The organism is Spirosoma arboris (genome assembly GCF_009754945.1).
Taxonomy (GTDB): Bacteria; Bacteroidota; Bacteroidia; order Cytophagales; family Spirosomataceae; genus Spirosoma; species Spirosoma arboris.
The window spans coordinates 523,271-537,954 of record NZ_WPIN01000005.1; the positions used below are offsets into that span (position 1 = coordinate 523,271).

A 14,684-nucleotide genomic window follows, 5' to 3' on the forward strand; every position below is an offset into this window, starting at 1 on the left:
GGAGAGATCCCAGGCCCCTACCTTGAGGTGATGCAGGCAACTGTGTCACCTCATTGCATTTTATCTTCTATATGTTTATTACGTATCTCTTCTGGCGAAAAATGGTATATAATACCGTCGAATATTAACCACACTGTAATTATGTTTTCAGCACGATGTAGATGTTGCCTCAACCCTTGAATCAATTCATCTCTTGTTATCCCACTCATAGCATGAATCAAAATATGGTCGGCTTGTTTTTTGGCATTACGTACTTCGCGTTCAATTGCTGATGCCGTAGGCGTATAGTTGTGTTTAAACTCGATCACAATATCCTGTTCAATAAAATATGCGTCTGGATTTTTAATATGTGGCGTGTTATCAATTGGTAAAAGCCGCACTTTAAATCCCTGTTTGGCCAAAACAATGGCAGTTTCTATATTCCGAGCTGCTTCATGCGACGCATGTGTAATGTGCATTTCTACACAGCCGCCTGATGGCTCGTTTTCACGCTTACGAAGGTCTGGGTATACAAGTAAATAATCGATTCTGGACATTCTAATTCGGTGGGTACTCTGGAGAAGTCCGCAAATTACAAAATATCCTTACCTTGCAGGCTGTCAGGTTAAACCACTAAACACCTATGAAACGTCTACTGATTATCCTCGGCATTATTGCTGCCGTTGTACTTGTCGGTTTCTTCTCATTACGTAGCTGGACCAAATCCAGTAGCCCCGAAGCCGTAGCACAGGTTGACCAAAATGGTCTGAAAATAAAAGTAGATTATTGTCAGCCCTACAAGAAAGGACGTAAGATTTTTGGCGGCCTTGTCCCATATGGAAAAGTTTGGCGGACGGGTGCAAATGAAGCAACTATCATTGAATTCGACCAAAATGTAGTCGTAGCCGGGCAACCTTTAAACAAAGGCGAATATACACTTTGGACCATTCCGTCAGCAGATGGATGGATAGCTATATTCAACGGTGAAACTGGCCAATGGGGAACCAATTATGACCAGACAAAAGACGTACTACGAGTGCCCGTCGCATCGCGTAAACATAGCCCAATGGCTGAGCAATTTTATATCAGTTTTTCACCTTCAGCAACTGGCACCGACATGATTCTGGCTTGGGATCAGACAGAAGCTGTCATACCGGTTCAGAAACGAACAAATTCTGACTAAGTATAGACTGATGAACAACAAAAGCCGCGTAGTTATTTTCTACGCGGCTTTTTGATTTATATCTATAACGGCAAACGCTCTCAATGATGAAAGCTTACTCCAATAAACTTTAATGCATCGGGCAGACCACTACGCCAGTACGACCAGGTATGCGCTCCGTCGCGAGCACGGTACTCATGCGGGATTTTCCGTTCCAGAAAGGCAATATGAAGCATCGAGTTCCCGACGGTCAGCGCATCATCGTCACCACAATCGAGATACCAGCGCACTTTCATAAGATCACTTTCGGGTGCCGATTTTGCCAGCGTAATCGGGCTGTTACGTTTCCAGGTAAGCGTTAGCCGTTCTTCACCTTTGGCCGGTCCACTGAATATGGGCGCATAAACCGTATTGTAGCGCTCATCGGGTATGGTGACGAATGTTTCATCAGTTCGTACAGCAGCACTTAGAGCGGCACAGGCACTAAACAATTCGGGGTGATGCATGGCTAGCGTTAACGATCCAAATCCTCCCATCGACAGCCCGGAGATGGCTCGATAAGTACGTTCAGTACGTGTGCGAAACATAGAGTCGATGTGCGGAATCAGCTCCTGCACAAACATATCTTCATAACGAACTTTATTCTGATAATCATTGACATAAAAGGTGGCCCAGGCATTAGGCATGACAATAATCATTGGCGGCAATTCTCCCGATTTAATACCTTCATCGGCAATGCGGTCGGCCTCGCCAAATTGCACCCAGCCCGTTTCGTCATCTCCTAAACCATGTAGCAGGTAAACGACCGGGTAACGTCGGTTTGACACGTAGTAATCGGGAGGTAGGTAAATAGAAAACTTAACGGCCTGGTTCATCAGCGAACTATTCATAACCATACTCTCCAAAAGCCGCGCTTGTGGAGCCGACACTACTGGTACGGGACCATTGCTTTGTGGAGTTGTTAGTTGAGTACGTCGGCGCGATTGGGCCGAAACAGTCAACGTCAGCCCGATCAGGCATGAACAAATTAGTAAACTACGTATCGACATGGGCTTATTAGGCGGTGAAAGGCGGTTAAATTTATGCGAAATTTACGCTGTATCAGCCATAGGTCATGAATGGACAGATTCTTTATCCGATAACCTTTGGCCGAAACAGTCCGCTTGTGTTATCCAATAAACGAACCCATAATGTATAAACGCTTAATCCTCCCTCTCATTTTAACGATTTTACAACTAGCCAGCAGTCAGGCACAAACCTTACCCGACTGGGAAGATCCGCAAGTGATTAGCCAGCATACTGAAAAACCTCACGCGAATCTTATCCCGTTTGCAACAGAACAGCAGGCACTAAACGCAATCGACTGGCGAACATCTCCCTATGTTAAACTCCTGAATGGTACCTGGAAATTCAGATGGATCAAGCATCCAAGACTAATTCCAGGTGATTTCTATCAGCCTACAACAAACGATCAAAACTGGGATAATTTGCCTGTACCATCAAACTGGCAGGTAGTAGGCGCTCGGGAAGGCCGCCCTTATGACCGACCTATTTTTACGAATATCAAACACCCATTTCCAGCCACTCCTCCACGCATTACGTCCGACACCAACGCTGTTGGCTTATATCGGATGCGATTTACCATTCCCACTAACTTTCAGGATCGTGAGGTGTTTTTACATTTTGCAGGTGTACAGTCAACTTGCCGAGTCTATCTAAATGGGCAACCGATTGGTTACCATGAAGATAGCATGACACCCGCTGAATTTCTGATTACGGATAACCTCAAAGCAGGTGAAAACTTGCTGGCAGTTGAGGTCATTAACTGGTCGGATGGGAGCTATTTGGAAGACCAAGATTTTTGGCGCATTTCGGGTATTTTTCGGGACGTATTTCTGATTGCCACACCTAAAACGTATCTCCGCGATCTGGCAATTGTTACTGACTTAGACGACCAATATCATGACGCCAGTCTGAAGCTGACAGCCAACGTTCGCAATCTGGTGCCAACTGGTACACAAGCTCCTTACCGACTTCGACTTACCCTATACGATCCCAAACGAACCGTCATTTTTTCGGAGACAATTAACTCCGAAAATGCTACCGATACCGGTCAGGAAGCTCTTTTTCGCTTAAAAAAAGAGATCAAAGCGCCAGTTCTCTGGAATGCAGAATCGCCTGTTCTTTATACGCTAACGGCCCAGTTGATTGGGTCAGATGGGCAACCGTCGGAAGCAGTCAGTCAACGGGTGGGCTTTCGGGAAATGACCTTGACCGATGGACAACTCTTGGTCAACGGCAAACCCGTAACTTATAAAGGCGTCAATCGCCACGAGTTCGACCCTATTACAGGCCGGGTGATTAGCCGCGAGTCGATGGTTCAGGATATAAAGTTGATGAAGCAATACAACATCAATGCCGTACGGACTTCGCACTACCCTAACGTAACAGACTGGTATGACCTCTGCGACGAATATGGTCTTTATGTAATCGACGAGGCCAATATTGAGAGTCACGATTTATGGGGTAAAGGGCAAACTCCAGCGGCCAAACCCGAATGGCGCGATGCCTTCGTGGCACGGGGTCGGGCAATGGTCGAACGCGACAAGAATCATCCCTGCGTCGTAATTTGGTCGTTGGGCAATGAAACAGGTATGGGTCAGAATTTTAAAGATATGGCCGATATAATCCGGCTCATTGATCCAACGCGACCTATTCACTACGAAGGACGGCAGCCCTATACCAACACTTCATTAACCAGTTTCGATATTATTTCGACCATGTATCCATCTGTCGATGATATGGTGAAACTGATGGAGAAAGATCCGCACCGGCCCGTCATTGTTTGTGAATATGCCCACGCAATGGGAAACAGCGTCGGCAATTTGAAAGATTATTGGGCAGCTATTGACAAATACCCTCGCATGCAGGGTGCTTTCATCTGGGACTGGGTTGATCAGGGATTACGTATTAAAAACAAGGAAGGGAAGGAATTCACTGACCATATCAACTACATCGACGGGGCAAACGCGTGTGATGGGCTAGTTAATCCCGATCGAACTCCTCAGCCCGAAATCAATGAGGTAAAACTGGTCTATCAATACGTAAAACTGAGCACGGCAACTCCCCTGGTGTCGGGGCAACCGGTTAAAGTGAATGTCCGCAATACCTATGATTTTCAGTCGCTCGAACCCTTCCGGCTTGAATGGGAATTGATTCGCAATGGCGACGTAGTGCAGCGTGGTGCCGAAACTAATTTAGTTGCCAAGCCTGGTCAAACCCAGGTATTAACATTACCGGTTCGACTCAATGCAATGGTTGATACCCGAATGATCGACGGCAATGCGCGTCCCTCTCCTGCAGCCCTGGCAGAACGAAATGCGCAATCGGGTGAGTATTTCCTCAATGTCAGTGTTCGCCTGAAACAGGCTACGAGTTGGGCACCGATTGGTCATGAAGTAGCTACAGGGCAGTTTCCAGTCAAAACTGATTCGCCAGCTCCGATCGTTATTGGTATGAATCGTATTCCGGCGGTGAAAGTAGCTCCATCGCCAACGGGCATAGTTGTTCGAGGCAAAGAGTTTGCAGTTGTATTCGACAAAGCCACAGGAACATTGAGTCAATGGATTTACAAAGGCAAAAATCTTCTGACACAGGGCAATCCTGCCGGAAATCTCCAACCAAGTTTCTGGCGGGTACCAACCGATAATGACGAAGGCGGAGGTTCAACGTCCTTTGCTGCTCGTTGGCGAAAAGCAGGTTTAGACACGGCCAAAGTACATCCTGTTGACTTTAAGCTAGAGCCTCGTCCGCAAATGGTGCGCGTTAGCTGCACCAATGAACTGACTGGAATTGGTGGCACTATCCTCCAGCAAACAGATTACATTGTGTATGGTACCGGCGATGTATCGGTCACCACTACGTACACTCCTTCGGGCACATTACCTCCATTGGCCAGAGTTGGTTTGCAGTTTCAACTATCAGCTAATCTCATCAACTTAAGCTGGTACGGGCGTGGACCATTTGAGAGCTATGCAGATCGAAAGGATGCGGCTAAGGTAGGGCTTTACGAATCGAAAGTGTCTGACCAGTTTTTCCCTTACACGATGGCGCAGGAGAATGGGAACAAAACTGATGTTCGATGGGCTAAGCTTACCGATGCAACAGGCTTCGGTCTTCTTCTGATGAGCGATATGAGTGCCAATGGGCTGCTCAATATTAATGTCCGTGATTACACTGATACCGCTTTATTGAAAGCCAAGCAACCCAATACGCAGGAAGTTGAACGTGGAAACGTAACAGTCGTTAATGTTGATTTGGCCCAGATGGGTCTTGGGGGCGACGACAGTTGGTCACCACGTGTTCACCCAGAGTATCTATTACCAGCAAACAAACCATATACGTACTCTTTTCGAATGCGACCAGTAGATATGCGCACGAATATTATTGAAGAGGTTAATCTGACGTTACCCCGCTGATAATTCCTGATTGGAAGTCAAAACGAGAGTTTTGTTTATTTTATAGTAGTTGATTAGTATCACAATAGGATACTTAAAATCAATAGAAATTATAGAAGCTTGTTGGCCGACTATAACGCTAAGGTTGGTTTTTATGAAAAAAGACAGGGATTTTATCAAATTTAGCCGTCGAAATAACGGATGCCGATATAAAATCCCCTATTTTCGGGGCAAGTACTTAATACAGATGTTTAAATTTATCCCTTTTGTATGGCCAAACTGATTATCGTGGACGACGAACAGAAAATTCGTGCGGCTCTACGCGATATTTTAGAATATGAGGGCTACGATGTTGACGAAGCGAAAGATGGTGAAGAAGGGCTGGACATGATTTTAAAGGCAAGCTATGATGTTGCTTTATGCGATATTAAGATGCCTAAAATGAATGGCCTTGAGGTACTAGCAAAAGTTAGCGAAGCCGAAAAAAGTACGCAGGTTGTCATGATTTCGGCCTTTGGCAATGTTGAAAATGCCGTTGAAGCGACCAAACGCGGAGCTTTTGATTTCATTACCAAACCACCCGATCTGAATCGCCTTCTGATTACCGTCCGCAACGCCATTGAGCGGGCCAAGCTGGTTCAGGAAACCAAAACCCTGAAGAAGCGTATCTATAAACTGAACGAAATAGTTGGTGAGTCTGAGCCAATTAAGAAAGTTAAAGATACGATCAACCGTGTAGCCGCTACTGAAGCCCGAGTACTGGTAACAGGGGCCAACGGCTCAGGTAAAGAGATGGTAGCCAAGCAGATTCACGAGAAAGGCAGCCGTGCAAACCAGCCTTTAGTTGAAGTCAACTGTGCGGCTATTCCAAGTGAACTTATTGAGAGTGAGTTATTTGGCCACGAAAAGGGGTCATTTACGGGAGCAGCTGCCCGTCGGGTAGGCAAGTTTGAGCAGGCCGATGGTGGCACGTTATTTCTCGACGAAATTGGCGATATGAGCCTATCAGCACAGGCAAAAGTGTTGCGGGCATTACAGGAAAACAAGATTACACGTGTTGGGGGCGATAAGGAAATAAAAGTCAATGTGCGGGTTATTGCGGCTACGAACAAAGACCTTCGGCAGGAAATTGTAAACGGAAACTTCCGCGAGGACTTATTCCATCGCCTAAGCGTCATTATGATTCATGTGCCACCCCTGGCCGAGCGTCGGGTCGATATTCCACTCCTGGCCGATAAGTTTTTACACGATATCGCTAACGAATACGGCGCTCCTGCTAAAGACCTTATGCCTGATGCGATGAATTACCTACAAATGCTTCCATGGACAGGAAATGTTCGGGAGTTACGGAACGTCATCGAACGTCTGGTCATTATGTGTGGCGATGAAATTACGCTGGACGATGTGAAGGCGTATGCGTGATTTCTGAACCGGGATTTTTTTGATTTTGCTGATTCATCTGATTTTGCTTTCGTAGAAAGTTATAAAAATCATAGTCGGTCAGTAAAATCAAAAAAATCCCGGTTCAGATAGCAAGCAAGTTACAGCCCCTTACGTCAGAATTATCGAATCGACCGATGACGCGAAAGTCTCCGTCTCTGCCAACATATTGGCCCAAATCCTGAGCTTCGATAAATGAACAAGAATCAAGATTGGCTAAATCGACAATATTCATTCCTCCAGTCTGGCGCGACCCGGTAAGCATACTAGTCTCTGGGTACAGTGAAAACGGATCGTTAATATCGCGAAGGAAGACACGTAGCGTCGAGCTTGGCCGAAATACCCCATTTCCCATCGAATAAGCTTGTGACAGGAGTTCAGTCATACCATATTCTGAATGAATGGTTTGGACACCAAGTCGCTCTGTCAGAATTTCATGAACCTCCTCGCGAAGTAGTTCTTTCCGGCGACCTTTCATGCCACCCGTTTCCATCACGACGAGATTGGGGAGTTTTCCCAGAAATGACAAATCCGGCTCCGACTCGGCCCAATCCAGCAAACCAAATGTAACCCCAATAAGCAAAATCTTTTTCTGATCGGATTGCCGGGCGAGTTGACGCAGATGCTCCGTCAGTTCAGCATGGTTATGGAGAAAAAAACCGCTCGTAGGTTCACTGGCTTGCAAGCCTCCGCTCCTGGTCATAAATTGCTGAACCATATACACGAGCGAGGAGTTATTTCGTTCAAGATAAGACGGTAGCAGCGCCAGAATATGAAAGTTACTGAGCGGACCATATGTCTGCTCAAAAATTTGAGTACTAATGGCGTCATACAGAGCCAAATCGGGCACAAAATGGCGGCTGGTCTGTTCACCAGTCGTGCCACTACTGGCAAAAATGAGTGTATCAGTCCTGTCTGGGTCATTGTTTGTATCGATGCCGGTTAAAACCATGTGTGTTTTAAAGAAGCTAATCGGCATAAATGGAACCTGACGTAGGGCAGTAATATGCTCAGTCTGACAATTCAGGTGATGTAGGTAAGCTCTATATACAGGGTTATAAGCTGCCTGATAACGAAAAACGGCTAGTGCCAGTGATTCAAATGCAGTTCGGCTCGGCAAGCTCGAACTAAGCTCCAGAATTTGCTGTCGGAGTGACTGCCGAAGTGGAGCTGCTGCGGTTGAAAGTATTAATGAAAAAGACAAAATAACAAAAGCGTTTATTGCACAACGAGTACAACAGTATGCGACGGCAACAAATTCAAACGTATTTATTCGTGTTCGGTATAGTCCTGACCGTATCGGCCTGTTTTACCGAACCAAATTATTCAAACACCCCAGTAATCGACTTCAAAGGGCTGTTTAAATACCAAATCGCAGCGGGCAAAGGTGTCGGTCAATCAAAGCGGGATTCGATTGTAATTACCATTGGATTCAAAGATGGTGATGGCAATCTCGGCGTCGACAATCCTTCCGAAGCTACTATTGCCAGCTATTCCGCTAATGGTGGTTGGGGAAACTACGAAATCAAAACGTTTCGGCTCGTTAATAAGCAATATGTTCAGTACGATCAATTGGTTCTAAATACCTTGTTCTTTCCTGATCTGGCCAAAGGAAAACCTAAGGGGGCTATTGAGGGAACGCTGGATTTTAATCAGACTTTTCCGTACGGTACGACCAATGTATTTTATCCAACCAAGTTTCAGATTCGAATTCGAGATCGTGACTTAAATGCCAGTAATGTTATTGAAACGGATACGATAACATTGCCCTATCTGAATTGAGTACTGTTCGATTAATTTGCATTCAGGATAATCCGAAAGGTCGTTCCTTTTCCTACTTCCGAGCTTTTGACGAACAGTCGACCATTATGGTATTCTTCCACAATGCGCTTGGCTAGGGTGAGTCCCAACCCCCAACCCCGTTTTTTAGTACTAAAGCCAGGCGAAAATACTTTTTGCATATTGGCTTTGGAAATGCCCTTACCGGTATCGGTAATGTCAATAGCCACTCCCTGTTGTGGTAAAGGAACAATATTGAGCCGTAGCTCGCCTACGCCTTTCATGGCATCGACCGCATTTTTGCAAATATTTTCGATGACCCACTCAAAGAGCAATTTGTTTATTTTAACCATCTTATCAGGTGGCAATTGACTGGCAAGGCTCATTTTCACTTTCGTTGAGATTCGTCGCGCCAGATAGTCTGTAAACTGTCGGACCACCTCATTCAGATTTTCCTCTTTTAATGTTGGCACGGAGCCAATACTCGAAAAACGAGCAGTGATAGTCTCCAGACGTTGAACATCTTTCTCGATTTCATCAGTTATTGATCCATCATACTGATCAGGGTCGGAACGCATATACTCAACCCAGGCCATTAGTGACGACATAGGCGTACCTAACTGGTGAGCTGTTTCCTTGGCCAATCCTACCCATACCCTATTTTGCTCCGCCCGTCGCGACGAACTAAACGAGAGGTAAGCCAGTACACCTAAAGCTGTTAGTATAGCTAGCAGTGCGTATGGCAAATAGGCTATTTGACGCAGTACATTTGAGTTTGAGTAATATACATGCCCCTGTTTACCATCATTCATCACAACAGGTATTGGGGGATGGCTTTCACTCATTTCAGCCATTTTCTTTCGAAGCAAAGCCTTTTCTTCAGCAGGTGGAATCCCTTTATATAGCCCATCAATATTCAGCTTAGCTAATATTTGATTATTTTGGTCAACATAGATAACCGGGATTGTCTTATTCGCCTGCAAAATCTCGCTTGTTACAAACGTTATATCGCCACTGTCTGCATCAGGCCGACTTGAACTGTACAAATACTCTACGGCTTTTACGTAGAGTTGTACATACTGCTCTTCGCGTGCTTCGAGTTTTAAAATAAGGCGGTTTGTATAGAGTAGCGATCCAGTTCCCACTAGCAGTAGGTTCAGAGCCAGGATAATTTTCAGAATATTATTCTGATTATAAATGTCGAATGACTTCAGCATGTGGTCTTGCTGGCTGCTACTCCAACCGCAGTTGTTGCGCGAAATGCAGCTTTAATACTCGTGCAAAATTATAGTTACGCAAACCTAAACAAGCTCTATCAGGGGAGCTGTTTATAAATAAGCGTAAACTCTTCTCTGTAAACGCTGAAAGTAGTTTAAATGTGCGAACATGAACGTCTGTTAAGCCACTGGTGTTACGGATTTTAATAGGATTGAACAAAGAATATCGCCAATTATTTGGATGTATTCTAAATAACATACCACTTACATAGGGCTTGTTCATATCCAATATTTATGCCGTAATTTTGTAAAGGCTAGAAGCCAGTAAAGGTGATTTGTTACCATGTTAGATACCTTCAAAGCAATTAGTTTATCTCACAAAATGGCACCCCTGCAGGTGCGGGAACTAATTGCACTAAACGAAGACGAAGCCAAGCGACTGATGATTCGGTTGCGGGATTTTTTTGGGCTTACTGATTTACTCGTTATCTCAACCTGTAATCGGACAGAAGTTTATTACGCTTTTGAGCAGGATCTTAATAATGATATTGCTCGCTTATTACTCATTGAAAAGGGTCTGACAGACACCGCTAATTATTTGCCTTATTTTCAGTTTTTTGAGGCAAATGATCAGGCAGTCCGGCACTTGTTTGAGGTATGCGTTGGCTTACATTCGCAGGTCGTTGGCGACATGCAGATTCCGAATCAGGTGAAACAGTCGTACCAATGGTCGGCCGATTTAGAAATGGCCGGTCCGTTTTTACACCGACTGATGCACACGATTTTCTTTACCAATAAGCGAGTTGCGCAGGAAACTCCTTTCCGTGATGGAGCCGCTTCGGTCTCTTACGCAGCGGTAGAATTGATCGATGAATTGGTAGGCGCACACCAAAACCCAAACGTACTGGTTATAGGATTGGGGGAGATTGGGACCGACGTTTGTAAAAACCTTGAATCCCGTAAGTTAACGAACATTACTCTCTGCAATCGTACACAAACAAAGGCCGAAGCCTTAGCTGAACAATACGGATTTCGGGTAGCCGACTTTGACAATCTCACCGACGAAATTCGACGGGCTGATGTCATCATCTCATCGGTTATGCGCGATGACCCGCTCATCACACCTGAACTGCTTAAGGATGTCAACGTAATGACCTTTAAGTACTTTATTGATTTATCGGTTCCACGTAGTGTAGATGCCTCCGTTGAGCAAATTCCGGGGGTACTAGTCTACAATATCGACCATATTCGGAATCGCGCTGACGAGGCCCTGAATCAGCGGTTAGCAGCGATTCCACAAGTCGAAGCCATTGTTACGCAGGCCGTAGCTGAGTTTGGCGACTGGTCGAAGGAGATGGTTGTATCGCCGACGATCAATAAACTAAAAAATGCACTGGAGCAGATTCGTCGTGACGAAATTGCCCGGCACCTGAAACATCTGACCCCCGATGAATCAGAAAAAGTAGACAAAATTACGCGGGGTATCATGCAGAAAATCATTAAGCTTCCCGTACTGCAGCTCAAAGCAGCCTGCAAACGAGGTGAAGCTGAAACGCTGATCGATGTACTGAACGATCTATTTGATCTGGAGAGGCATTCCGTTGATGAATCCAGGAATTCGCATTAATAGATTCGTTTGGACAAAAAGAAAGCTCCCCAATCAATTATGATTGGGGAGCTTTCTTTTTGTCCAAACCTGATTGGTTCTACTCACTATTTCTTTTTGGGCGTCGCTTTTTTCACCGGGGCTTTGGGTGTCGTCGGCACCGCAGCCGTTGGTTGCTCGGAATTTTGTCCAGGTGTAATACCTAGTCTTTTAAGCACCAAATCTGTAATGTTATTTTCCTCAGGTGCGTATAAGATATCTGTCGCGTTGCCTGTATTCAAAATATGCGTATATCCATTCTCTTTAGCTACCGAGTCAATAGCCTGCTGAATTTTACTGAGCGTTGGGCTAACCAATTGTTTATACTTGCTTTGTATAGACTCATCGGCGTCACGACTAAATACCTGAATACGATTTTGCAAGGTTTGGAGCTCAGTCTCTCTATCTTTTCGGATAACGTCTGTCATTTGAGCCACTCCCTTCTGGTAAAGCGCATACTTTTCCTGTAATTCCTGCTGGAGTCGCTTTAGTTCTTCCTGCGCTTTATTTTGCTGAACTGTCAACAGATCAGTAATCACCTTATTTTCAGGTGTTTGAGACAAAATATAATCTATTCGTGTATGACCTATTTTTACCGACTGAGCTTGTAAATTCAAACAGGCAAAACATAAAACCCCTAAAAATACATAACTAAAAATCTTCTTCATTTTACGATTGGTTTATTCTGGATTAGGCAAGTGTACACCTGTTTTCGCGTTTTATAGGCATGAACTTTGAGAAATTTGTCCTTCTAAATAAATAATAGCTACTGTTAGCTAGCATAGCTATGAAAGACAGACAACCCATTTTTTAATGATTGGGCCGACAGTATCGGTCAAATTTAGTAATAAGGGATGGGCTTTGATAAGTTAAATATTGTTAAGTTCAGGTAAGTTTCCTGTTACCGATTACCAACTATTCATAAATGACAGCAATGCCTTTATTTACACTGGGGCTGTCAATTAGCACCATGACTCGACTTATCAATACGCTGTTCCGTTTATTTCTCCTTGCAGTGCTAGTTGCAGGGCTGATTGCCATTTGGGAGCAGATTCGTGGTAATAGCCTCCTTAGTCGTTTCCGCCGGGGTGAAAATACCACTCAGCGAATTGTCCTTAAAGAAATTACGACACTAGGAAAACTGGAGTTGGTAAAGTATACTTTTAAAGATATTGTCGAACACGAACAAGTGAATACCTTTCTGCCGAATGCCAACGCTATACTAATTGTAGAAGGTGAAGCAACTGGCTGTATCGACCTGACAAAAATTACCGTAGCCGATATTACCGCAGAAGGCGACTCTATTACAGTGCAATTACCCAAACCTGAACTTTGCACCTGGAAAATTAATCACGACCGGTCGCGGGTATACGATACTCACTTTTCGTTTCTGAACCAATCGCAGCTAGTAAGCGACGCCTATCGGAAAGCCGAACGGCAGGTCAGGCAATCAGCACTGGATGGCGGTATCCTGGATCAGACTCAACAAAACGCCAATCAGATTCTTCGACCTATGCTAGAACGTATTTCAGGTAAAAAAGTAGGGCTCGTCTTTCGAAATTAGTTTCAGGTTCAACCCAAATCGGAATTCAAAATTTGTCCGTATAAACATTATCCTGTTTCTGAGTAGTGTATTTAAGAGTTTTTAATGAATATAGCGCTTGAAAAAAGCGTTTTGGCTATACCATTATTTAATTGCTCGATGTGCTATGAATACGACCCCGCCAGCCGTTACGAACGGCGATCTTTTGATTGCTGAACCATTCATGGGCGACACTAACTTTGAGCGTAGTGTTGTGTTGGTTTGCGAACACAGTCAGGCCGGCACATTTGGGCTGGTACTGAATCAGCTTACCGACATTCACCTGAGTGATGTAATTGAAGAAATTCACCCTGATTTACCCTTGTTCGTAGGAGGCCCAGTCCAACAAAACACGTTGCATTTCATCCACCGTCGCCCCGATCTAATTGATGGATCAATCCGCGTAATAGATGGCTTATATTGGAGTGGTGATTTTGAGCAAATCAAGCGAGCTGTCAATCTGGGTACGCTAACTGAGCGCGATGTTCGCTTTTTTATTGGCTATTCGGGCTGGAGTGAAGGCCAGCTAGACACCGAACTTCTCCAGAAAGCCTGGATCATTAGCCGCATCACGGCCGACTTCCTGTTCGATACACCAACGAAAGAATTTTGGCGGGGTGTTTTGAAACGAATGGGGGGCGAATACAAATCCATAGCCCATTATCCGGTTGATCCACGACTCAATTAACAATTTTAAACATTTCCACAATCAGGCTAACGGCGGCTTCTTAACTTTTTTTAACCAATTTTGCAGGATAAAAAACGTTATCGAAAGGTTAACTTCCTTTCAGCAGCTCCGTATGTACATGTACCGACTATTACTTCTTATTTTTATAGTAGCCTCGCCTTTGGTATCGAAGGCACAAAGCGATAAACCTACTGGCGGCCATTTTGGTGTAAAAATCGGAGCCTCCTTCACACAAATAGCGATCTCGGGAGCAACTGTCAATATTCCTCACCGTGCCCTTCAGCCTCATCTGGGTCTTATATATCGCTATCGGTACAATCGATGGGTGGTTCAACCAGAAGCCATACTCTCTATTCGGGGTGGAACATTTCAGCAGGAACAAGCCAACGGTAGTCGAATCACATCGGGCGTTTCCTATTATTACGCCAGCCTTCCTCTATTGCTAGGGTATATTCCAACCGAAGGTCTCACTATACAAGCCGGTCCCGAATTTAGTTATGCACTCAACGCTGGCCAGACAGGTGGCCCTAGCGTGAATAACGATCTTGGTTTGGCAGTGGGTGTTCACTACGACTTTTTAGACATGCTCAACAAATTCAGTCTGCATGTCCGATACATCTACGGCTTTACAAATGTGTCGCCTGAGGCAACAGCAGCCTATTATAATCGAAACCTCCAGGTGTCGATGGTTTACAATCTATTTCCTAAGAAAAAGAAAAGGTAATTTATAGTTTG

At 44.8% G+C, this 14,684-nt stretch carries 13 protein-coding genes; 8 read left to right on the forward strand and 5 right to left on the reverse strand.

What is annotated here, in order from left to right; translation table 11 throughout:
* Window positions 1-50: 50 nt before the first annotated feature.
* A complete protein-coding gene (locus GO755_RS16150) occupies window positions 51-536 on the reverse strand; it encodes a hypothetical protein (protein ID WP_157586198.1) in 486 nt (161 codons plus the stop codon).
* Between the two features lie 86 nt (window positions 537-622).
* Between GO755_RS16150 and GO755_RS16155 the strand changes: the two genes are divergently transcribed.
* Window positions 623-1,162 (forward strand): DUF2911 domain-containing protein, encoded by a 540-nt coding sequence (locus tag GO755_RS16155; protein WP_157586199.1) that lies wholly within the window; start codon window positions 623-625, stop codon window positions 1,160-1,162.
* Window positions 1,163-1,242: 80 nt separating this feature from the next.
* Here the strand turns inward: GO755_RS16155 and GO755_RS16160 are convergent, their stop codons facing one another.
* A complete protein-coding gene (locus GO755_RS16160) occupies window positions 1,243-2,190 on the reverse strand; it encodes an alpha/beta hydrolase (RefSeq protein ID WP_157586200.1) in 948 nt (315 codons plus the stop codon).
* A 141-nt stretch (window positions 2,191-2,331) separates the two neighbouring features.
* Between GO755_RS16160 and GO755_RS16165 the strand changes: the two genes are divergently transcribed.
* On the forward strand, window positions 2,332-5,619 hold the full coding sequence (locus GO755_RS16165; RefSeq protein WP_157586201.1) for a glycoside hydrolase family 2 TIM barrel-domain containing protein: 3,288 nt from the start codon (window positions 2,332-2,334) through the stop codon (window positions 5,617-5,619).
* A gap of 249 nt (window positions 5,620-5,868) precedes the next feature.
* Entirely contained in the window at window positions 5,869-7,020 is a 1,152-nt protein-coding gene (locus GO755_RS16170) for a sigma-54-dependent transcriptional regulator (RefSeq protein WP_157586202.1), read from the forward strand.
* Between the two features lie 103 nt (window positions 7,021-7,123).
* Here GO755_RS16170 and GO755_RS16175 read toward each other — a convergent pair whose 3' ends face one another.
* Window positions 7,124-8,242: a long-chain-fatty-acid--protein ligase gene (locus GO755_RS16175; RefSeq protein WP_157586203.1), complete on the reverse strand. Its 1,119-nt coding sequence runs from the start codon at window positions 8,240-8,242 to the stop codon at window positions 7,124-7,126.
* A gap of 38 nt (window positions 8,243-8,280) precedes the next feature.
* Here GO755_RS16175 and GO755_RS16180 point away from each other — a divergent pair, with 38 nt between their 5' ends.
* Window positions 8,281-8,820 carry a hypothetical protein gene (locus GO755_RS16180; protein ID WP_157586204.1) on the forward strand — a complete coding sequence of 180 codons (540 nt, stop codon included), beginning with the start codon at window positions 8,281-8,283 and terminating at the stop codon, window positions 8,818-8,820.
* An 11-nt stretch (window positions 8,821-8,831) separates the two neighbouring features.
* Here GO755_RS16180 and GO755_RS16185 read toward each other — a convergent pair whose 3' ends face one another.
* Window positions 8,832-10,034, reverse strand: coding sequence for a sensor histidine kinase (locus GO755_RS16185; protein WP_157586205.1), 1,203 nt, complete (start codon window positions 10,032-10,034; stop codon window positions 8,832-8,834).
* Between the two features lie 343 nt (window positions 10,035-10,377).
* On the opposite strand from GO755_RS16185, the gene hemA reads away from it, so the two are divergent.
* Window positions 10,378-11,661 (forward strand): glutamyl-tRNA reductase, encoded by a 1,284-nt coding sequence (gene hemA, locus GO755_RS16190; protein ID WP_157586206.1) that lies wholly within the window; start codon window positions 10,378-10,380, stop codon window positions 11,659-11,661.
* Window positions 11,662-11,747: 86 nt separating this feature from the next.
* On the opposite strand, the gene GO755_RS16195 is transcribed toward hemA, so the two are convergent.
* Window positions 11,748-12,347 carry an OmpH family outer membrane protein gene (locus tag GO755_RS16195; protein ID WP_157586207.1) on the reverse strand — a complete coding sequence of 200 codons (600 nt, stop codon included), beginning with the start codon at window positions 12,345-12,347 and terminating at the stop codon, window positions 11,748-11,750.
* Between the two features lie 302 nt (window positions 12,348-12,649).
* Here GO755_RS16195 and GO755_RS16200 point away from each other — a divergent pair, with 302 nt between their 5' ends.
* From GO755_RS16200 to GO755_RS16210, 3 genes are all read left to right on the forward strand, one after another.
* The gene (locus GO755_RS16200; protein WP_157586208.1) at window positions 12,650-13,243 is read left to right on the forward strand and encodes a DUF4230 domain-containing protein; all 594 of its coding nucleotides are present in this window, start codon (window positions 12,650-12,652) and stop codon (window positions 13,241-13,243) included.
* Window positions 13,244-13,388: 145 nt separating this feature from the next.
* Window positions 13,389-13,949, forward strand: coding sequence for a YqgE/AlgH family protein (locus GO755_RS16205; RefSeq protein WP_157586209.1), 561 nt, complete (start codon window positions 13,389-13,391; stop codon window positions 13,947-13,949).
* Window positions 13,950-14,061: 112 nt separating this feature from the next.
* Window positions 14,062-14,673 carry a porin family protein gene (locus tag GO755_RS16210; protein ID WP_157586210.1) on the forward strand — a complete coding sequence of 204 codons (612 nt, stop codon included), beginning with the start codon at window positions 14,062-14,064 and terminating at the stop codon, window positions 14,671-14,673.
* The last annotated feature ends 11 nt before the right edge of the window (window positions 14,674-14,684 follow it).

Excerpts from the sequence above, each read along its gene's own strand:
- GO755_RS16150 (WP_157586198.1), bottom strand. The coding sequence starts at position 536 with ATGTCCAGAATCGATTATTTACTTGTATACCCAGACCTTCGTAAGCGT.
- GO755_RS16155 (WP_157586199.1), top strand. The coding sequence starts at position 623 with ATGAAACGTCTACTGATTATCCTCGGCATTATTGCTGCCGTTGTACTT.
- GO755_RS16160 (WP_157586200.1), bottom strand. The coding sequence starts at position 2,190 with ATGTCGATACGTAGTTTACTAATTTGTTCATGCCTGATCGGGCTGACG.
- GO755_RS16165 (WP_157586201.1), top strand. The coding sequence starts at position 2,332 with ATGTATAAACGCTTAATCCTCCCTCTCATTTTAACGATTTTACAACTA.
- GO755_RS16170 (WP_157586202.1), top strand. The coding sequence starts at position 5,869 with ATGGCCAAACTGATTATCGTGGACGACGAACAGAAAATTCGTGCGGCT.
- GO755_RS16180 (WP_157586204.1), top strand. The coding sequence starts at position 8,281 with ATGCGACGGCAACAAATTCAAACGTATTTATTCGTGTTCGGTATAGTC.
- GO755_RS16185 (WP_157586205.1), bottom strand. The coding sequence starts at position 10,034 with ATGCTGAAGTCATTCGACATTTATAATCAGAATAATATTCTGAAAATT.
- hemA (WP_157586206.1), top strand. The coding sequence starts at position 10,378 with ATGTTAGATACCTTCAAAGCAATTAGTTTATCTCACAAAATGGCACCC.
- GO755_RS16195 (WP_157586207.1), bottom strand. The coding sequence starts at position 12,347 with ATGAAGAAGATTTTTAGTTATGTATTTTTAGGGGTTTTATGTTTTGCC.
- GO755_RS16200 (WP_157586208.1), top strand. The coding sequence starts at position 12,650 with ATGACTCGACTTATCAATACGCTGTTCCGTTTATTTCTCCTTGCAGTG.
- GO755_RS16205 (WP_157586209.1), top strand. The coding sequence starts at position 13,389 with ATGAATACGACCCCGCCAGCCGTTACGAACGGCGATCTTTTGATTGCT.
- GO755_RS16210 (WP_157586210.1), top strand. The coding sequence starts at position 14,062 with ATGTACATGTACCGACTATTACTTCTTATTTTTATAGTAGCCTCGCCT.